The sequence below is a fragment of the Desulfovibrio sp. OH1186_COT-070 genome, assembly GCF_003860215.1.
Classification (GTDB): domain Bacteria; phylum Desulfobacterota; class Desulfovibrionia; order Desulfovibrionales; family Desulfovibrionaceae; genus Desulfovibrio.
Genome location: NZ_RQYH01000007.1, coordinates 1 through 17,565, shown reverse-complemented (window position 1 = coordinate 17,565; position 17,565 = coordinate 1). Strand labels below are relative to the sequence as shown.

The 17,565-nt window shown below is 63.8% G+C and carries 20 protein-coding genes; all 20 read left to right on the top strand.

The annotated features are described in order from the left end of the window. The first annotated feature begins 257 nt into the window (after positions 1 to 257). Positions 258 to 980, top strand: a complete 723-nt coding sequence (locus EII23_RS03780) for an SDR family NAD(P)-dependent oxidoreductase (RefSeq protein ID WP_124792063.1) — start codon at positions 258 to 260, stop codon at positions 978 to 980. Between the two features lie 6 nt (positions 981 to 986). Next, a complete protein-coding gene (locus EII23_RS03775) occupies positions 987 to 2,201 on the top strand; it encodes a beta-ketoacyl synthase (protein WP_124792062.1) in 1,215 nt (404 codons plus the stop codon). Then, positions 2,201 to 3,643 (top strand): NAD(P)/FAD-dependent oxidoreductase, encoded by a 1,443-nt coding sequence (locus tag EII23_RS03770; RefSeq protein ID WP_124792061.1) that lies wholly within the window; start codon positions 2,201 to 2,203, stop codon positions 3,641 to 3,643. Before EII23_RS03775 ends, EII23_RS03770 begins: the two co-directional genes overlap by 1 nt. Continuing rightward, positions 3,625 to 4,863, top strand: a complete 1,239-nt coding sequence (locus EII23_RS03765) for a beta-ketoacyl synthase (RefSeq protein ID WP_124792060.1) — start codon at positions 3,625 to 3,627, stop codon at positions 4,861 to 4,863. Before EII23_RS03770 ends, EII23_RS03765 begins: the two co-directional genes overlap by 19 nt. Then, positions 4,860 to 5,129, top strand: coding sequence for an acyl carrier protein (locus EII23_RS03760; RefSeq protein WP_124792059.1), 270 nt, complete (start codon positions 4,860 to 4,862; stop codon positions 5,127 to 5,129). The genes EII23_RS03765 and EII23_RS03760 overlap by 4 nt, the downstream gene beginning before the upstream one ends. Before the next feature lie 2 nt (positions 5,130 to 5,131). Then, positions 5,132 to 5,872, top strand: a complete 741-nt coding sequence (locus EII23_RS03755; protein ID WP_124792058.1) for a 1-acyl-sn-glycerol-3-phosphate acyltransferase — start codon at positions 5,132 to 5,134, stop codon at positions 5,870 to 5,872. Then, the gene (locus tag EII23_RS03750) at positions 5,869 to 6,297 is read left to right on the top strand and encodes a hypothetical protein (protein ID WP_124792057.1); all 429 of its coding nucleotides are present in this window, start codon (positions 5,869 to 5,871) and stop codon (positions 6,295 to 6,297) included. The genes EII23_RS03755 and EII23_RS03750 overlap by 4 nt, the downstream gene beginning before the upstream one ends. Then, the gene (locus EII23_RS03745; protein ID WP_124792056.1) at positions 6,297 to 6,971 is read left to right on the top strand and encodes an outer membrane lipoprotein carrier protein LolA; all 675 of its coding nucleotides are present in this window, start codon (positions 6,297 to 6,299) and stop codon (positions 6,969 to 6,971) included. The genes EII23_RS03750 and EII23_RS03745 overlap by 1 nt, the downstream gene beginning before the upstream one ends. A gap of 8 nt (positions 6,972 to 6,979) precedes the next feature. After that, positions 6,980 to 9,382, top strand: a complete 2,403-nt coding sequence (locus EII23_RS03740; RefSeq protein ID WP_124792055.1) for a hypothetical protein — start codon at positions 6,980 to 6,982, stop codon at positions 9,380 to 9,382. Beyond that, positions 9,379 to 9,915, top strand: a complete 537-nt coding sequence (locus tag EII23_RS03735) for a hypothetical protein (protein WP_124792054.1) — start codon at positions 9,379 to 9,381, stop codon at positions 9,913 to 9,915. The genes EII23_RS03740 and EII23_RS03735 overlap by 4 nt, the downstream gene beginning before the upstream one ends. A gap of 90 nt (positions 9,916 to 10,005) precedes the next feature. Further along, positions 10,006 to 10,368 (top strand): hypothetical protein, encoded by a 363-nt coding sequence (locus EII23_RS03730; protein WP_124792053.1) that lies wholly within the window; start codon positions 10,006 to 10,008, stop codon positions 10,366 to 10,368. Then, a complete protein-coding gene (locus tag EII23_RS03725; protein WP_124792052.1) occupies positions 10,356 to 10,835 on the top strand; it encodes a thioesterase family protein in 480 nt (159 codons plus the stop codon). Before EII23_RS03730 ends, EII23_RS03725 begins: the two co-directional genes overlap by 13 nt. Further along, positions 10,823 to 11,986, top strand: coding sequence for a glycosyltransferase (locus EII23_RS03720; protein ID WP_124792051.1), 1,164 nt, complete (start codon positions 10,823 to 10,825; stop codon positions 11,984 to 11,986). Before EII23_RS03725 ends, EII23_RS03720 begins: the two co-directional genes overlap by 13 nt. Continuing rightward, positions 11,983 to 12,885: a lysophospholipid acyltransferase family protein gene (locus tag EII23_RS03715; RefSeq protein ID WP_124792050.1), complete on the top strand. Its 903-nt coding sequence runs from the start codon at positions 11,983 to 11,985 to the stop codon at positions 12,883 to 12,885. The genes EII23_RS03720 and EII23_RS03715 overlap by 4 nt, the downstream gene beginning before the upstream one ends. After that, complete coding sequence (locus EII23_RS03710) at positions 12,882 to 13,175, top strand: phosphopantetheine-binding protein (protein ID WP_260424579.1); 294 nt, start codon at positions 12,882 to 12,884, stop codon at positions 13,173 to 13,175. Before EII23_RS03715 ends, EII23_RS03710 begins: the two co-directional genes overlap by 4 nt. Continuing rightward, positions 13,165 to 14,364, top strand: coding sequence for a beta-ketoacyl synthase N-terminal-like domain-containing protein (locus EII23_RS03705; protein ID WP_124792049.1), 1,200 nt, complete (start codon positions 13,165 to 13,167; stop codon positions 14,362 to 14,364). The genes EII23_RS03710 and EII23_RS03705 overlap by 11 nt, the downstream gene beginning before the upstream one ends. Then, positions 14,361 to 15,224: a beta-ketoacyl synthase chain length factor gene (locus EII23_RS03700; protein ID WP_124792048.1), complete on the top strand. Its 864-nt coding sequence runs from the start codon at positions 14,361 to 14,363 to the stop codon at positions 15,222 to 15,224. The genes EII23_RS03705 and EII23_RS03700 overlap by 4 nt, the downstream gene beginning before the upstream one ends. Next, positions 15,221 to 16,432 (top strand): AMP-binding protein, encoded by a 1,212-nt coding sequence (locus EII23_RS03695; protein WP_124792047.1) that lies wholly within the window; start codon positions 15,221 to 15,223, stop codon positions 16,430 to 16,432. Before EII23_RS03700 ends, EII23_RS03695 begins: the two co-directional genes overlap by 4 nt. Positions 16,433 to 16,507: 75 nt before the next feature. Further along, positions 16,508 to 17,194, top strand: coding sequence for a tellurite resistance TerB family protein (locus EII23_RS03690; protein WP_124792046.1), 687 nt, complete (start codon positions 16,508 to 16,510; stop codon positions 17,192 to 17,194). Between the two features lie 152 nt (positions 17,195 to 17,346). Then, positions 17,347 to 17,565 (top strand): hypothetical protein (locus EII23_RS13125; RefSeq protein ID WP_409360223.1); only part of this gene is annotated, 219 nt, incomplete at its 3' end.

Sequence of the window (17,565 nt, the reverse complement as noted above, 5' to 3'; positions counted from 1 at the left end):
ATCCTTCCTTGTATCCCTGCTCAACGGAGTCAACTTTTCTTTCGATTTTTGCCGTGGCTTTGCCGGCAGTCCTGCCGACCCAGCCGCATCCGGGGAGGAAAAAAAGGGCGATCAGGCATGCGGCCATGATTTTCATGAGAGAACTCGCTGGTTGAGGTTGTTCTTGACGCCGTGTTTGCATATGCTGCACGGGCGCTTTTTGTATCTGCCGACAGTATGTCATGAACGGCGAAGACGCAAGACGGAGGATACCGCATATGGGGCCTGTGGCTTTCGTGACAGGGGCGGGCAGGGGAATCGGCAGGGCCGTGGCCTTGGGGCTGGCGGCTGACGGTTTCGATATCTGGCTCAATTACCGCAGCGACCACCAGGCCGCGGAAAGCGCGCGGCAGGAAATTGAGGCCCTGGGACGCCGCTGCTTTCCCGTGCCTTTTGACGTGGCCGACAAAGAGGCTGTGGACGGGGCGCTGGCTCCCCTGCTGGAGCGGGAAACGCCTTTTGCCTTGGTCAACAATGCCGGTTTTGCCCGCGATGCGGTTTTTGGCCTGATGTCCGACGAGCAGTGGCATTCTGTGCTGGACGTGCATCTGGGCGGCTTTTTTCATGTCACGCGCCGCATTGTGCCGCACATGCAGCGGGCGCGGCAGGGCCGCATTGTCAACATTGTATCCGCTTCCGGGCAGACCGGCATGGCGGGGCAGGTCAACTATTCCGCGGCCAAGGCGGGACTTGTGGGAGCCACGCGCGCTCTGGCCCGCGAACTGGGCAGGCGCAACATTCTGGTCAATGCGGTGGCGCCGGGCTTCATCGCTACAGACATGACCCTTGGTCTGCCTCTGGAGGAATACAGAAAAAACATTCCCCTCGGCCGCCCCGGCACCGCAGAGGAAGTGGCGGGCTGTGTGCGCTTTCTGTGTTCCGGCCTTTCCTCCTACGTCACCGGGCAGGTGATTTCCGCCAACGGCGGCCTGTACATGTGAGAACGCATGAAACGTGTGGCTGTTACCGGAGTGGGGCTTGTGTCTGTTCTGGGCATTGGCCGGGAGGCTGTGGCCCGATCCCTGTATGCGGGGGCTTCGGGCATTGTGGCCGAGCCCGCCCGTACGGAACGCGGCTTTCGCAGCCCGCTGACAGGCCGGATCAAAGACTTTGACCCTGCCGCCCACCTGGGCCGCAAACAGCGCAAAACCATGCCCGAATATGCCGTTCAGGCCCACGCTGCGGCGCTGGAAGCCCTGGCCCAGGCCGGTCTGGAACCGGCGGATCTGCGCTCCGAGCGTTGCGGGCTTGTTTTTGGCAACGATTCTTCGGTTCTCGCGGTTCTGGAGCAGCAGCAGGCTCTGGAGGAGGCGGGCGTCACGTCGGGCATGGGCAGCGGGCACGTTTTTCGCGGCATGAACTCCACCATCACCATGAATCTCAATGTCCTTCTGGGCAACACCGGCCCCTGCTGGACGGTGAGCGCCGCGTGCGCCAGCGGAGCCCATGCCGTGGGGCAGGCTGCGGACCAGATCCGGCTTGGCCGTCTGGATCGCGTATTGTGCGGTGCGGCACAGGAGGTGAACTGGCAGTCCGTATGCGCCTTTGACGGGCTGGGAGCCTTTTCCGTGCGCATGCCTCCCGAAGATGCCTCCCGCCCCTTTGACAGGGAGAGGGACGGGCTTGTGCCCAGCGGCGGTGCCGCTGTTCTTTTGCTGGAGGAGTATGAGCTTGCGCGTGCGCGGGGCGTGCCCCTGCTGGCGGAAGTTCTGGGTTTCGGGTGCAGTGCTGACGGAGAGGGCCTTTCCGTGCCTTCCCGGGATGGTCTGGCGCGCGCCATGCGCATGGCTCTGGCCGACGCGCGCCTGACCCCGGCGCACATTGATCTCATCAATGCCCATGCCACATCCACCCCCCTGGGCGATGCCGCCGAAGCCGCCAATATCCGTATGGTCTTCGGTGCGGACTGCCCGCCCGTGACGGCCCTCAAAAGTCTGACCGGGCACGAATTGTGGATGTCCGGCGCGGCGCAGGCGGCATATGCCATTGTGATGGCCCAGGCGGGCTTTGTTGCCGGAACGCGCAATTACGGGGAACCGGACGACGGAACGCGGGGCATTCCGGTGCTGGCCCGCAGGCTGGAGCGCCCGCCCCGGATTGTCCTGAGCAATGCCGCCGGTTTCGGCGGCAACAATGCCTGCCTGATCCTGCGGGTTTCCTGATGCGCTGCGTGGTGGTGGGCAGCGGCATCTCCGGTTTGAGCGCCGCGATTTTTCTGGCACGGCAGGGGCATGCCGTCACCGTGCTGGAGGCCGCACCCTCTCCGGCTCCTCTTTTGCGAGGTTTCCGGCGTCAGGGGCTGCACTTTGACACGGGTTTCCACTGCGGCGGCGGCCTGCACAAGGGTGGTGTCCTGCGCCGCTGGCTGCGCGCCTTGGGGGTGGAAAAGGCGCTGGGGAATATCCGCACGGGCCGCCGGGACGTCTTCCGCTTTGCCGACGGCAGCAGATACTTTCTGCCGGACGGGCATGAGGCTGTCCGCACCGCTGTGGACAGGCAGTTCCCCGGCACAGGAGACGCCCTGTGGGCTCTTTTGCAGGACATGGAGCGCCAACTCGCGCACTCTCCCTATCTCAACCCCGCTGTTTGCGGCGAGCCTGCGCCTGTCTGGCACCGCCGGGGCAACACGGACGGGATACTGCAGGGGGCCGGGTTTCCCGCCGCCCTGCGCGCCATGCTCGGAGCGCGCTGCCTGCTGTACGGCATACTGCCCCACGAATCCGCATGGGAAGACTATGCCTTGGTGGCCGGGCCCTACTTTCAGTCCAACGGTTCCTGGGACGGAGGAGGAGCCGCACTTGCCGCGGGGCTGCTGGATATTCTGCAAAAAACGGGTGTTCCTGTGCGCTGCGGGCAGATGGTATGCGGCCTTGATGTCAGCGCGGGCAGGAATGTGAGCGGCGTTTTTGTGCATGACGGGGAGCGTCTGGCCTGTGACCTCTGCATTTTTACCGGGCACCCGTCCCAACTCGCGTCCATTGTGCCCGGCGGGCTTTTTCGCCCCGCCTATCTTCACCGCATCGCGGATTTGCCGGAAAGCCGCTCGGCACTGTTGCTGTTTGCCGAGGCCCGCGGCGTTCTGCATCCAGGCGAAAGCGTGTATCTTTTGCCCGAAGCGGAGAGTGCCTGCATGTTTCCCGATCTGGAGGATGATGAGCCCTGCCTGTATCTTTTTTGCGACAGGCCGCAGCATGACGGCAGGATGGCCGTCATGGCAGCGGCTTTTCTGCCGCCGGGCGCTCCCCCCGACTCCCCCCGCGCCTGTGCGGACTGGAAAAGGGAGGCCGTGGCCCGTGTGCGTGCCCAGGCCGAAAAACGCCTGCCCGGCCTTGCAGATGCCTGGCGTGTTCTGGACGCCGCCACGCCCCTGACCCTGCGGCACTGGATACACGGAGCCACGGGCAGCCTGTACGGGGTGGGGCATCATTGGCATACCATGCCCCTGCTGCCTGTCACGCGCCTGCCGGGCCTGCTTCTGGCGGGGCAGAATATTCTGCTGCCCGGTGTCCTGGGAGGCATTGTGAGCGCGGCCCTTGCCGTAGGCTTTGCCGTCGGGCACGATGCGGTACTCAAGGAGTTCAGGCAATGCGCGGAGAACGGGTAGTCATTACGGGCATGGGCGCTGTTTCGCCGTACGGCGGGGGAGTGGAGTGCATGGTCAGGGGGCTGCGCCGGAATGCCTGCGCCCTTTGTCCCCTGCCGGAACAGGAGGCGGAAGGTTTTTGCTGCCGTGTGGCCGGACGGGTTCCCCCTGTGGATGCAAAGCGCATCCCGCGCGAACTGCGCCGGTCCATGTCGCCCATGTCTGTTTTTGCCTGTCTGGCGGCCTGGGAGGCCCTGGAACAGGCGGCCCTGCCTCCCGCGCCGCAAACAAGAACAGGCGTTGCCGTAGGCTCCACTTTGGGCAGCCCCGGCACGTTGCAGGATTTTTTCAGCCTGTTTTTGCACGAAGGCAATATGGACAGCGCGCGCAGCACGGTTTTTTTCAAGGTCATGGGGCACAGCGTTGCCGCCAATGTGGCGCAGGCCTGCGGCTGTACCGGGCGCATGCTGGCTCCGTCCATGGCCTGTTCCTCCGGCCTTGCCGCCATCTGCCTGGGCTATGAGGCCATTGCCGCTGGCCGGGAGGAGATCATGCTCTGCGGCGGCGCGGACGAATTTCACCCTCTGGTTCCGGCCACGTTCGCACGGTTGGGGGCGGCTTCGGAGGAGGCCGATCCCCGGCAGGCCTCGCTGCCCTTTGACAAAAAAAGGGCCGGGCTTGTGTGTTCGGAGGGCGCGGGCATTCTGGTGCTGGAAAGCCTGCGCAGCGCGCAGGCCCGCAATGCTCCCGTTCTGGCGGAGGTGCTCGGAGCGGCTCTGCTTTCCTCGCCGGGCAGCATTGCCCATCCCGATGCCGAAGCCATCGGCGAATGCATGCGTCAGGCTCTGGACGATGCCGGTATCGGCGCAGAAAGCGTGGGCTATGTGAATGCCCATGCCACGGCTACGGAATCTGGAGACATGGCCGAAGGCAGGGCCATTGAAAAACTTTTCGGACCGAAGGTTCCCGTGAGCAGCCTCAAGGGGCACATGGGGCATACCATGGCCGCCAGCGGAGCGCTGGAAAGCATATTGTGCGTCGCAATGCTGCGTGACGGCCTTTATGCCCCCACGAGAGGCCTGCACGATCCCGATCCCCGTTGCGGCAATCCGGGGCACTTTTTTGCTCCCCTGCGCTCACGCAACAGTCTGGTGCTGAAAAACAGCTTTGCTCTGGGCGGCTGCCACTGCAGCATTGTTCTCGACATGTTCCGCCAAGCCCCGTACAATACTGCCCCATGAATCACAGTGATATCGAAAAAACCGTCAATGCCGCCCTGAGCGAAGAATTTGAGCTGGATCCGGAAAGCCTGACGCCTTCAGCCCGCATCAGGGAAGATCTCGGCCTGGACAGCCTTGATATTGTGGATATGGTCATTGTGCTGGAAAAAGCCTTTGGCTGCAAACTGCACAACAAGGAATCCCTGGCAAAAATCCGGACCGTCGGGGATATCCATGCCTTTATCGCCGCCTTGCGCGACCAGGGAGCCCTTGGGGAAAGCGGGTAGGCATGGTGTCGGGCATTGCCGTCCGCCTTGTTTTCTTGTGCTGGACTCTTGCTGTCCTGCCCTGCATGTTGTGCCTGGCCGTTCTGCGGCCTTTCTGCCCCCGGAAACTGGCCCCGTTCAGCCGCAGGGCGATCTGGTTCTACGGGCGCGGCATGCTTTTCTGGCTCCGGCCCTGGCTGCCGGTACACCTTCGCCAAGGGGATCTGGCCGTGCGCTTTCCTGCCTCGGTCATGATATGCAACCATCAGTCTTTTCTGGATATTTATCTTCTTGGCGCGCAAGCTCAGGCCAATCTGTGCCTGGTGACCAAAAGCTGGCCCTTCCGCCGTCTGTTTTTCTTTGCTCCGGTCATGCGCTGCGCCGGATACATTGATGTGGAGAGTCTGCCCGTGGAGCAGGCAGAGGCGCTTTGCCTGCAACGTCTGGAAGAAGGGGCGACGCTGGTGTTTTTTCCCGAAGGCCGCCGCACCAGAACGGGAGCCTTGGGGAAATTTCGTTCCGGGGCCTTCCGGGTGGCGGTGCGGGCAGGGTGCCCCGTGCTTCCCCTGCTGATCCGCAACAGTTTTCAGGTCGCGCCTCCGGGCGGCAGGGGCATTTTTCCCGCTCCCGTGCACATGGAATTTCTGTCCCCGGTGCAGCCTGGGGATTTTTCGGGCGAAAATTTGCCACACCGGGCCATGATGCGTTTTGCGCGGGCGCAGTACGCCCGCTGTCTGGAATCCTTGCAGGAATCTGACACATGATTCAGCCTGTCCCCGTAACGGATTTGTTGCCCCACCGTCCGCCCATGCTTCTGCTGGACGCTCTGGAGAGTTTTTCGGCGCAGGCAGCGCGGGCTGTGCTGGAAGTCCGTGCGGACAATCCTTTTTTGCGTCCCAACGGTTTGCTGGAGCGGGCGGCTTTTGCGGAAATGCTGGCCCAGTGCTTTGCCGCAGGGACCGGGGCATGCCTGCGGGCTGCGGGGCAGCGTGCTCCCGGCTGGGGCTATCTTGCCGCTCTGCGCGATGTGATTGTGCACGACGATGCGCGCCTGGGGCAGCGTCTGGCCGTTACGGTCTGCCTCACGGCGCGCCTGGGCAATATCGCCGTGGTCACGGGCGAGGTTTGGTGCGGGGAGAAGCTGCTGGCGTCAGGGCAGATCAAGGTTTTTCTTCCGGAGGAAGAATAGTGCGTGGACAGAGAGGGGGCGTTGCGGGGCTGGTGCTGTGCGCCTTTGTTGTCTGGGCCTCGCCTGCTGCGGGCAGCGGGGGAGAGGATGCCGCCCTGCGCCTGCTGGAGGAAGTGGCCCTGCGCAATGCCGGAACCACGTCCCTCAGCGCCGATTTCTTGCAGGAAAAACATGTGTCCCTCCTGAAACGTCCTCTGGAGTCGCACGGCTTTCTCTGTCTGCGGCGGCAGCGGGAGAACAAAAAAGGGGATATCTCCGGTGAGCGCCTGCTCTGGGCATACACCCACCCTTTGCGTTCGGGCTTTGTCCATGAGGCGGGCAAGGGGCGTCTCTGGGAAGGCGATCCCTCCCGCGCGCGCTCCGCAGACGGACGGGAGACTGCTCTTATTTCCAGTATTGTGCGTCATGTGCTCCAGTGGATGGACATTGACCCGCAAGCCCTGCGCGCGGCGTACAGGCTTGAGCCGGGCGATGAGGCGCGGAGCCTGCGGCTGTTCCCGCGCCGTCCCGCATTTTTTGCCCGGATGGATGTCGGCTTTGCCGAAGATATGGCCAGCGTGCGCCGCCTGAGTTTTGTGGAGGCCGGTGGGGATGTTGTGCATATCCTGTTCCGCTCCGTGGAAGTCAACCGGCCTCTCCCGGCCCGGTGCGCGGCCGGGGACGGCGCTTTCTGATCCTTCCCATGAACGCCCGGCTCCTTCTTGTCGCTCTTCACAGCACCATGCGGGCGCACAGGCTGTTGTGTTTTGCGCTGGTCTTTGGCCTGTGGTTCGGCGCGGTTTTGCTGGCCCTGCGCGTACAAACCGATACCGGCAGCACGGCTTTTTTCCCCGATGCGGATGCAGAGTCCCGGAGCATGGCCGGGGCGCTGGATCTTGTTCCCGCTTCGCGCCTGCTGTTTGTGAGCCTGAGTACGGAGCGGGAAAACGGCGCAACCGCCCTGGCGGAAGCGGCAGATGCTCTTGTGCGCCGCCTGCCCGCGCATCTTGCCCGGCCCGTGGAGGCGGTTTTGCCTGATCCGGCAGAGCTTCTGCAACTGCTGCCCTACTATACGGACGAAAAAGTACTGGCGCGGCTGGAGGCCGCTCTTGATCCCCAGGTGGCGGATGACGCTGTGCGCGCCGTGCATGCGCGTCTGGGCAGCCTTCTTGCGTCCGGACCGGCTCTTGGCTGGCTTCAGGCCGACCCGCTGGGCCTGCTCCCGGCAGTGCTTTCCCGTCTGCCTGACGGGCATGCGCGCACTCCTTCCGACCCTGTACTCGGGTATCCGGTGAGTACTGACGGCAGGCATCTGCTTCTGGTTCTGCGCCCCGCCCATTCCCTGCACGATGTGGATGCGGCGGTGCAGCTTCTGGACGCCGTGGAAAACGGTCTGGCCCACATCCTCGCTCCGGACATGCGGGCCCTTGTGGTCGGCGGGCAGCGGCACAGCGCTGTCAATACCCGCACCATCCACCGGGACATGGCCTTTGTGGCCGGTTTTTCCCTGGCGGCGCTGCTGGCCGTTTATCTGGCGCTGGTGCGTTCGGCAGGCGCAGTGTGGCTTTTGCTGACGCCCTGCGTGGCCGCAAGCATGGCTCTGGGCGGGATGACGCTTCTTTTTCCTGTCCTGTCGGGCCTGGCCCTGGGCTTTGGCGCGGCGACCCTTGGTCTGGCGGAAGACTATGCCGTTCATGTGCATTTTGCCCTGCGGGAGGGGGCTTCGGCGGAAGATGCGCTCCACAATCTGGCCGCCCCCCTGTTTCAGGGCTATCTGGTCAATATTTCCGGCTTTGTTGTGCTGCTGTTTTCCGGATTGCCCGCAGTGCGGCAACTGGCCTGTTTTTCCCTTCTTGCCTTGAGTGCGGGTTTTGTGCTGGCTATTACTGTTTTGCCGCTCTGTCCCTGGTTTTCCGGGCCGCGCCTGCATGCCTCTGTCCGGACGGCAATGCCTGTGCAGCCTTCCCTGTGGCGCACGGGCATTGCTGCAAGCCTGCTGCTTTCCCTGTGTTTTTTTCTTTTTTTTCATGTGGGGGTGGATGTTTCCCCGCGCAGCATGGGGGCGGATGCACACCTCTTGCACGAGGACGCCCGCCGCCTTGAGGCTATTTGGGGATCGTCCGGGACCACGGTGCTGGTTGTGGAAGGGGCAAACATGGAAGACGCCATGCGCAAGGCCCGCCGTCTTTCCCATGCTCTGCGCCGCGTCGATCCTGCTGTGGACCTGCTCACACCCGGCGATATGTGGCCCGGGCCGGAGGAAGCGAGGGAAAACGTGCGGCGTTGGACGCGCTTTGCGCGGGAGCACGGGCAGCAACTGCGCGGCCTGCTGGCGGAGGCGGCTCGCAGACACGGCTTTGCAGACAATGCCTTTGCCTCCTTCTTTGGGCTGCTGCAACAGCCTGTGGCGCCCTTCGGCCCTGACGTCGTGCGCGCGGCGGGTCTTGGCGAACTGCTGGACACATTCGTGCCCGGCGAGGCTGTGCGTGCCGCCGGGGAGCGAGCCAGAGTTCTGCTTTTCGCAGGGCCGGGAACGGATTTTTCGCGTGTGGAGGGGGGAACGCTTCAGGACGTCCTGATTCTTTTGCCCGGTTTTCTCGAAAAAACGCTGTCGCGGCAGTTTGCGTCAGAAAGGCATCTTCTGCCTCTGGCCTGGATGGCCTGCTTTGCCGTGCTCTTTGCCTGCCTGAAAAGCGCGCGCATGGCCCTGTTTGCATCTTTGCCGCCCTTGTGTTCCATTGGTACTGTCCTTGCCTGGATGGCCTGCACGGGGCAGCCCCTGACGCTGGCGGGCATGGCGGCCCTGCCGCTGGTGCTGGGGCTCTCCGCGGATCACGGCATTCTTGTGGCCCACGAGCTTGTCAGGGGCATCAGGGCGGGAGCGCAAAGGGCGGTGCTGGTTTCATCGCTGACGACCCTTGCGGGCATGGGGCTTTTGGCTCTGGCAAGCCACCCTGTGCTCAGGGCTATGGGAGAAGTGGTTTTCTGGGGTCTGCTGGCGGAAATACCTGTTGCCCTCTGGCTTCTGCCCCGGCTGTGCGTGGGAGAAAGCAGCGGGGCGGTGTGCCCGGAGGAGAGCCCCGCCCGGCCCGGAGAAAAGCAATGAATCTTCGTTGCTGGCTGTGTGTCGCCCTGCTGGGAATATCGGGATTTTCCGGCGGCTGTGCCAGAGAAATTTCTCTTCCCCGGCAGCACGCGGAACAGACGTTCACAGCGCAGTTCGGCGCACGGCTGACATGGGCGGGGCATTCCCTGCCCGTGCAGGGCGCTGTGCAGATGGAAAAGGGCGAAGGCAGCCTGGTTCTGATCCTGCCGTATGGCCGCACCTTCGGGCATTGCCGCTATGCTGCCGCCACGGGGCAAGCCCGGCAAAATATGCTTGTGATGACCTGCGTTCCGGCCACAGGGCAGAATGCCGGGGCACAACGTCTGCTGCGCCATGCGGGGCGGGCTGTATACAGGATGCTGCCCGGCATGCTTTCCGGCGGGGATCTGCGCGGTGGGCGGGAGCCTTGGGAAGCGCGTTTTTTCCGTGATGAGGAGACGCTGTGCGCACAGTATGCGGAAGAGGGCGGATTCGGCATGGACATGCGGTTTGCGTCCTTGCCGGAGAAAAATTCAAACCGTCTCCAGCCATGAAATGGCCCCTGCCCACACGGGAGGCCGGAGCCGCAGTGTGCCCGGATCACGGGAGTGCGGGCGGGCGCCGGAATGCGGAGGTAGTGTGACATGAGCGTGTTGCGCAAGGCCATAGCTGCTGCGGCGTCCGCGCCGGAAGTCCTGCCCGGCGGAAGCCTGCGCAGAACATTTCGTTTTGCGCCGGACAGCCCGGTCTTTCTTGGGCACTTTCCCCTCCGGCCGGTATTGCCCGCAATGGTTCAGATAGTGATGGCCCAGGCCACGCTGGAGGATTGCGGCCATGAGGGCGTTTTGACCGGCATCCCCCAGGCCAAGTTTCTGGCCCCGCTTGCACCGGAGGAAGATCTGGAACTGCTTGTTTCTCCCGGCGGCGGGCCGGGCGTCTGGACATGCGTTGTGCAAAGCCGGGCTGGCGTGGCTGCCCGTTTTCAGGTGGAAACATGCGCAGGCTAGGGGAGCGCCGCCGGAGGACGCCGCCATCGGGGGTGGAGCCTTTGCGCGTGAGCATCAGCCGTACCGTCCGTTTTGAGGAGGTTGATGCCGCGCGCATCATGTGGCACGGGCGCTACGCCAGTTGGCTTGAAGACGGCCGTGAGGCTATGGGGCGGCGGTACGGCATCGGCTATCTCGATTTTCTGGAGCACGGCGTTTTTGTGCCGCTCAAGCTTTTTCATCTGGATTTCCGCCTGCCCATGCGCTATGGGCAGACATATGCGGTGCGGACGGAACTGCTCTGGAACGAGGCTGCCGTGCTGGAATACACCTATCGCATTGAGGACGCGGAAGGTCGGGTGACCACAACCGCAGGAACCACGCAGCTCATGCTCGGTTCTGACGGCGGGCTTCTGGTGGAGGCGCCGGAGTTTTACAAAAAGTTTTGCGCACGGTGGCGTCAGGGAGAAATAGTGTGCCGCCCGTGAGCGCAGTGGTCATCCCGCTCTACAACCATGCCAGCAGCGTGCGCGCGGTGGCGGAGCGCGCTCTGCGCGTTCACCCCTTGGTCATTGTGGTGGACGACGGGTCCACGGATCACGGCGCGGAAAGGCTGGCGGGCCTGCCCCTGCATCTGGTGCGCCTGCCGCGCAACAGCGGCAAGGGAGCGGCCCTCCTGACAGGCGCGGAGGAGGCGGCCCGGCGAGGGGCAAGCCACATGATCACCCTGGACGCCGACGGCCAGCACTATCCCGAGGACATTCCCCTTTTTCTGGCCGCGCTGGAGCGTGAGCCTGCGGCGATCATTGTGGGACGGCGCGATTTTTCCGTGCCCCACGTGCCCCGCGCGTCGCGCTTTGGCCGGGCGTTTTCCGGATTCTGGATGCGGGTGCAGACGGGGATCGGCGTTTCCGACATGCAGAGCGGATTTCGGGCCTACCCCATAGATGTGTTGCGGAACCTGAAATTTACGGAAAAAGGCTATGCCTTTGAGGTGGAGGTGCTGGTGCGCGCGGCCTGGGCCGGATTCGCGGTACGGGAGATCGAAATCCGCGTTCTGTATCCGCCGGGGAGCGCGCGCATTTCCCATTTCCGCCCGTGCCGTGACAACATGCGCATTTCCTTGCTGAATACGCGCCTGACCTTGCGCGCCCTGCTGCCAGTGCCTTTTCGGCAGCAGGCGGGCGATGCGCGGGAGCGGGTGTCCCTTCTGCGTCCTCTGGAGTCCTTGCGCCTGCTTTTGCGGGATGCGTCCAGCCCGCTGCACCTGGGAAAATCCGCCGGTGTGGCGCTGGCAGTATCTGCCCTGCCTTTGCCGGGGCTGCAAAGCATTCTGCTGCTCTTCTGCATCGGCTGGATGCGCCTGAACCGCCTCTGCGCGTTGACCATGATTCCTCTGGCATGGCCGCCGGTAGTGCCGGGGCTGGGCGTTTTGCTGGGCTACAGGCTGCGCAACGGCCGCTGGCTGACGGAGTTTTCTGTCCAGACTTTGGGGTATGAGGCACCGCAGCGCCTTCTGGATTGGGTGGCAGGTGCTTTTTGTCTTGCGCCCTTTCTGGGTTTGCTGGCCGGGCTGACGGTCTGGGGATTGGCTTCGCTGGCACGGCGCGGAATGCGCGCCGGAGGGAGGGGGGCGTGAGCGGGGCGCAAGAAGCGCGGGGCAGCCTCGGCTCACGCTTTCAGTACGGTATTTTCCAGACCGTGGTACGCTGCCGCCTTGTGCCTCTGGCGCGCGTCTTGCTGGTGGCGGTGGTTTTGTACTACGTTTTCGTGCCACGGATACGCCAACGCTGCATGCCCTATTTGTCGCGGCGCTTTCCCGGCGCGGGGCGCGTGCGCATGTTCGCGCATGCCTTTCGCCTGTATCTGGAGTTCGGGTGCCTTCTGCTGGACAGGATGGTCGCGGGAACCACCGGAAAATTTCCGGTCATGGCGACAGAGCCTCTTTTGCAGAAGCGCCTGCGGGAAGCGGCGGAATGCCCGCGCGGCTGCATCATCCTCTCCGCCCATCTGGGCGCGTGGCAGATGGGGCTTGCGGGGCTGGAACAGCTTGACAGGCCGGTGCATGTTGTCCAGTGGCGGCAACCTCAGGACGCCGGGCGGCACTATTTTGAATACGGGAAGGGGCGTCCTTTTGCTGTCATTGATGCCGCTGACCCCGTGGGCGGTCTGGTGGAGGCTGCGGCTGCCCTGCGGCGCTCCGAAATCGTCTGTCTGATGGGCGACCGCCTCGCCGTGGGAGAGCGCACTGCCCAAGGCGTTGACGTGCCTTTTCTGGGCGGGATGATACGCATTCCCGTCAATGCCTTTGCCCTGGCTTCTCTCACCGGGGCGGCGCTGCTCATGCTTTTTTCCGTGCGGGAGAAAGGCAGAACGCGGGCCTTTCTGGCGGAGCACCTGAATGTGCCGTCTGGCCTGCCGCGCCGCGATCCCGCCGTCTTTCTGCCCTATGCCCTGCGGTTTGCGCGCGGCATGGAGCGTGTTGTGGAAAGATATCCCCATCAGTTTTTCAACTTTTACGATATGTGGGCAACATGACGAAAAAAGAGATGGAAGACGCCCTGAAAAGGGCCATTGTCAGCGGCTTGCGGCTGGAAGGCGTAAAACCGGAAGAACTGGACGCGGACACGCCCCTGTTCGGCGATGCAGGCCTGATGCTGGATTCGCTGGATGCCGTGGAACTGGTGGTCATTGTGGAAAAAGATTTCGGCGTGAGCATTGCCAGCGCCGGGGAGGCGCACGAGGCTTTTGCCTCCGTCTCCCGGCTTGCCGATTTTATTCTGGCCCACAGCCCGCAACCTGGGGCGGAACAGGCGCATGGGGCATGATGTCGTTGTGACGGGCATGGCCTGTCTCTGCGCCGCCGGAAAAACCCCCGCAGAGGCTCTGGCTGCCCTCGGCCGGGGAGAATGCCGCCTCTCTCCGGCGACTGTTCTGGATTCCCGCGCTCTGGCCTTTCCGGTCTTTGCCCTTGATGGGGAATGCTTTCCCGGAGGGAGGCGGGCGTCCGCCCGAGATACCTTTGCTCTGGCCCGGACAGTGGTGCACAAGGCCCTTGCCCAGGCGGCGCTGCCGCCGGAACTTCTGGCAGATGCCGGTCTTGTGCTCGGGACCACTGCGGGCAGTGCCCTGCACTTTCTGGACGCCTATGCCGCCAGCCGCGAGAGCGGCAAAGGGATATTGCCCGCAGCGCGGGAGGACGGGCAGGACTGCGCCAGAGAAGACTATTTTGCCTCCAATCTGGCCCTCGCCATGGACGTTGCCGCCCGTGGCCCGCGCCTGACGGTGACCAATGCCTGCACTTCGGGGGCGGATGCCATTGGTCTGGGCAGGGATATGGTGGCTGCGGGCCAGTGCTCCTGCGTGATCTGCGGAGGCGCGGACGCCCTGAGCCTTGTGCCGCATACGGGTTTTGCCCGGCTGATGATATCCTCTGACGAGGCGTGCCGTCCTTTTGACCGGGAACGCAAGGGGCTGAATCTGGGTGAAGGGGCTGCGGCTCTGGTGCTGGAAAGCGCCGCAAGCGCGCGGCAACGGGGGGCTGCCGTGCTGGGGCGGGTGCTCGGCTACGGCAGCGCGGCGGACGCGCACCATTTTACCGCGCCCCATCCCCAGGGGCGCGGGCTGGCCGATGCCCTTGGAGCGGCTCTCGCGCAGGCGGGGCTGGAAGCAAAAGACCTGGCCTTTGTGAATGCCCACGCAACATCCACGCGCGAAAACGACAGGGTGGAGGGGCATGTGCTGCTTCAGATGCTGCCCCGGACACCTGTCTGGGCCAGCAAGGGCGGCACGGGGCATACCCTGGGCGCGGCGGGGGCCCTTGAGGCTGTGCTGACGCTGGCCGCCCTGAATCTGGGCCGTGTGCCCGCGAGCACGGGATTTTCTGCTTCTGATCCGGAAATCGGCCTCAGCCCCACGCAGGAGGCTCTGTCCGTGTCCTTGCCGTACGCCGTGTCCACCTCTCTGGGCTTTGGCGGCGGCAATGCCGCCCTGATACTGGGAAGGGGGGATGCATGACGGCTTTCCCCCTGCTGGTGGCAGGAACCGGACTGGCCTACAGCCGCAGCGGCCCGGAGAGTCTGGCGGCGGATCGGGAGCCTGGGGCGTGGGTGTCCGCACCGCCGGACACATCGCCTCTGGCCGAACTTCTGCCCACGGTGTCCCTGCGCCGCATCCCGCAGTATGCCCGCACGGCCCTGCTGGCCGCACTGTCGGCCCTGCGGTCTGCCGCATGGTCCCGGTCCGACATTTCCCGTGCGGCCCTTGTGTTGGGCACGGCCTACGGCGGTGTCCGGATGAGCATGGACTTCATGGATTCCATTCTGGACAACGGTCCGCAGCTTTCCTCCCCCACGGCTTTTTCCCATGCGGTCAACAATGTGGGGGCCGGTCTGCTCAGTCTTTTGCTGGGCATCCGGGGGCCGTGCTGCACTCTTTCCCAGTTCGGGCTGTCCTTTGCGGGTGCGCTGACGGCGGCGGAAACCCTGTTGGCCTCCGGACGCGTGGAGCACGTGCTGGCGGGAGCCGTGGACGAACTGGACAAGCGCTTTTCGCGCTGTTGCCCGCAACAGCATGTTCCGGGCCTTGTGCCGACTCAGGGGGCGGTCTTTTTTTGCCTGACCTCCCGACGCCCCGCTGCCGCCAGCCTGCGTGTGCTCTGGGAGCAGGAACCGGCAGAAGGCAGCGAGGTTCTTTTGTGCGGCAGGGGATCTGCCGACGTTGCCGAAGGCCGTTGGTGGGATGACGGCCCTCTGGCGCATCCGCTGGATGTGTTGGCTGCGCTGGAGCGGGCAGGAGCGGGCGGGGGGCCGGTTGACTGCCTGTGCCGGATGCCGGACGGGCGTCAGGCTCTTGTGGAAGTGCGGAGGGCATCATGAAGCCCTGGCCTCTGGAGAAAATTCCCCGTCTTGGGGAGCGCGCTGTCACGGCCATTGTCCAGTCCATTGCCCAAGCGGAAATGGGGCGTCACGGGATGCCGGGCTTTGTGGCATGCCCGCCGCAGGATTTTTCTGCCATGCGCTGGCAGGATTTCGGACTTGGCCCGGAGGGCGTGGCAAATGTCGCGCGGCAGTGCAATGCCATGTTTCGCGCCAGCCTTGCCCCGCCAAATCTTGCGGAAGAGTGCGGGCGTTTGCCCCTGCGGATTCTGGAACATTGGGGGGACGGCCCGGTGGCGGTCACGTTTTTTACCTCCGGCTCCACGGGAAAGCCCAAGCCCTGCACCCATCCGGAAAGCCATTTGCGGCAGGAGATCACCAGCCTTGCTCCGCTGGTGGAAAACTGCACCTCCGCTCTGGTGACGGCCCCCCTGCACCATATGTACGGCTTTACCTTCGGGCTGCTTTTGCCCCTGAGCCTCGGCATTCCCGTGCGGTGCGTGCCGCCGCTGCCCACGCTGGCGCAAGCGCAGATGAAACCTGGCGACATGGTTGTGGGCATTCCCCTGCTCTGGTCCCGTCTGGCGGATCTGCGCGGCTGGAAGGAAAGAGCTTCGGAAGAAGGCAGAGGGGTCACGGCCCTCACCGCCACGGCTCCCATGCCTCCTGATGTGGCGCACGCCCTGTTGCGTCAGGGCTTTCGTGTCATCGAGTTCTTCGGTTCTTCGGAAGTGGGCGTTGTTTGCCATCGCTTCCACCCTGACGATCCTTTTGAACTGCTGCCCCATATTTCCCGCGGCAAAGGGCCGCATGCCGACATGCTGGAGCGTTGCCTCCCGGAAGGGGAGTGCAGGCTGTATCCCGTGCAGGACGTTATCACCTGGCTGGACGAGCGCCGTCTGCTCCCCTGCGGGCGTATTGACGCCGCCGTGCAGGTGGGGGGAGTGAACGTTTATCCCGGCCATGTCGCCGCGATTCTTGAAGAGCACGAAGGGGTGCGGTGTTGTCAGGTGCGGCTCATGCGTCCGGAAGAGGGGCACAGACTCAAGGCTTTTGTCGTGCCCGCAATGGGGTGGACTGTGGATGCGCTGCGCGAATCTCTTGCTGTTCATGTGCGCAAAAGGCTGAAAGGGCCGGAGCGTCCCACACGCTTTTCTTTCGGGGAGGACATCCCCAGAGGGCCTGTGGGCAAGCCGACGGACTGGTGATCCACGCCGCATTCCGCCTTGACAGGGTTTTTTGCAGGCATATGCTGACCCCATAACCACCACAACGAGGTAGACATGTCTTTGTTTGATATTCTGAAAAAGGATGACCTTGGCGAGATGCTGGGCGCGCTGGTGAGCAAGGGCAAGGCCGGTGTTGCCAGAGCGGACAATCATATGCCCGGCGGCATGGGCGGCCTTTTGGGCGCGGGCACACTGGGCGTGCTGCTCGGCTCTGTTCTTTCCCGGACCATGGTGAAAAATACGGCTCTTTTGGGGGCGGGTGCCGTGGCCTGGAGTTTTTACCGGAAATGGGCTGCCGGGCAGAGCGTCGCCGTGCCGGAAAAGCGGACGGAAATGACCTCGAACATGCGCCTGGCGGACGCCTCCCAAGACCCCACAGCCATGCTGCTGTTGCGCGCCATGGTTTTTGCGGCGCGGGCTGACGGGCACATTGATGCGGCGGAAGAAGCGCGCATCGGCAAGTTTTTGCCCCAGATGTTTCCGGGGCAGGACACTTCGCGGCTCATGCACTCCCTGATGCAGGAACCGCTGGACCCTGCCGCTCTCGCCGCCCAGGTGGGGTCTGTGGAGCAGGGCGAAGACCTCTATCGCCTGTCCTGCCTGATCATGGATGTTGACCACTTCATGGAGCGCAGTTACCTGGACGGGCTGGCGCAGAGCCTGCGCATCAGCGCGGACCGCAAAAACCTGCTGGAGCAGGAAGCTGCCCAGGCGCGTCAGCAGCTTGCCGCTCTGGACTGAACGCCTTTTCGTCAATCCGCTCTGCGGGCGGGGCGGCGCACACTCCGCAAAGCGGGGGCATCAACCTGGGGGCACTGCCGCACGGCAGTGCCCTGTGCATATCCTCCCACAGAGCTTTGTGGTCTGCGGGGAGTTTCGTACAAGAGAAAAAAATGGAGGCCATTGCCATGATAACCATAGATGAGTTTGACAAGGTCGAAGTGCGCGCAGGAACAGTTCTTGAGGTGGCAGACAATAAAAAGTCAAGAAATCCTGCGTATGTGTTGAAGATTGATTGTCTCACTTTGGGAGGGTTAAAACCCCCAGCTTTAGCTGGCAGCTTTAGCGTTTCTTGTTTAAAGTTTTCCCATGAGCGATTATCGTCATGGGGC

Bases quoted from the DNA above. Each gene is read 5' to 3' on its own strand.
- EII23_RS03705 (WP_124792049.1), top strand. From the start codon at position 13,165: ATGGGGCATGATGTCGTTGTGACGGGCATGGCCTGTCTCTGCGCCGCC.
- EII23_RS03750 (WP_124792057.1), top strand. From the start codon at position 5,869: ATGATTCAGCCTGTCCCCGTAACGGATTTGTTGCCCCACCGTCCGCCC.
- EII23_RS03775 (WP_124792062.1), top strand. From the start codon at position 987: ATGAAACGTGTGGCTGTTACCGGAGTGGGGCTTGTGTCTGTTCTGGGC.
- EII23_RS03735 (WP_124792054.1), top strand. From the start codon at position 9,379: ATGAATCTTCGTTGCTGGCTGTGTGTCGCCCTGCTGGGAATATCGGGA.
- EII23_RS03700 (WP_124792048.1), top strand. From the start codon at position 14,361: ATGACGGCTTTCCCCCTGCTGGTGGCAGGAACCGGACTGGCCTACAGC.
- EII23_RS03755 (WP_124792058.1), top strand. From the start codon at position 5,132: ATGGTGTCGGGCATTGCCGTCCGCCTTGTTTTCTTGTGCTGGACTCTT.
- EII23_RS03690 (WP_124792046.1), top strand. From the start codon at position 16,508: ATGTCTTTGTTTGATATTCTGAAAAAGGATGACCTTGGCGAGATGCTG.
- EII23_RS03780 (WP_124792063.1), top strand. From the start codon at position 258: ATGGGGCCTGTGGCTTTCGTGACAGGGGCGGGCAGGGGAATCGGCAGG.
- EII23_RS03725 (WP_124792052.1), top strand. From the start codon at position 10,356: ATGCGCAGGCTAGGGGAGCGCCGCCGGAGGACGCCGCCATCGGGGGTG.
- EII23_RS03760 (WP_124792059.1), top strand. From the start codon at position 4,860: ATGAATCACAGTGATATCGAAAAAACCGTCAATGCCGCCCTGAGCGAA.
- EII23_RS03740 (WP_124792055.1), top strand. From the start codon at position 6,980: ATGAACGCCCGGCTCCTTCTTGTCGCTCTTCACAGCACCATGCGGGCG.
- EII23_RS03770 (WP_124792061.1), top strand. From the start codon at position 2,201: ATGCGCTGCGTGGTGGTGGGCAGCGGCATCTCCGGTTTGAGCGCCGCG.
- EII23_RS03730 (WP_124792053.1), top strand. From the start codon at position 10,006: ATGAGCGTGTTGCGCAAGGCCATAGCTGCTGCGGCGTCCGCGCCGGAA.
- EII23_RS03710 (WP_260424579.1), top strand. From the start codon at position 12,882: ATGACGAAAAAAGAGATGGAAGACGCCCTGAAAAGGGCCATTGTCAGC.
- EII23_RS03765 (WP_124792060.1), top strand. From the start codon at position 3,625: ATGCGCGGAGAACGGGTAGTCATTACGGGCATGGGCGCTGTTTCGCCG.
- EII23_RS03695 (WP_124792047.1), top strand. From the start codon at position 15,221: ATGAAGCCCTGGCCTCTGGAGAAAATTCCCCGTCTTGGGGAGCGCGCT.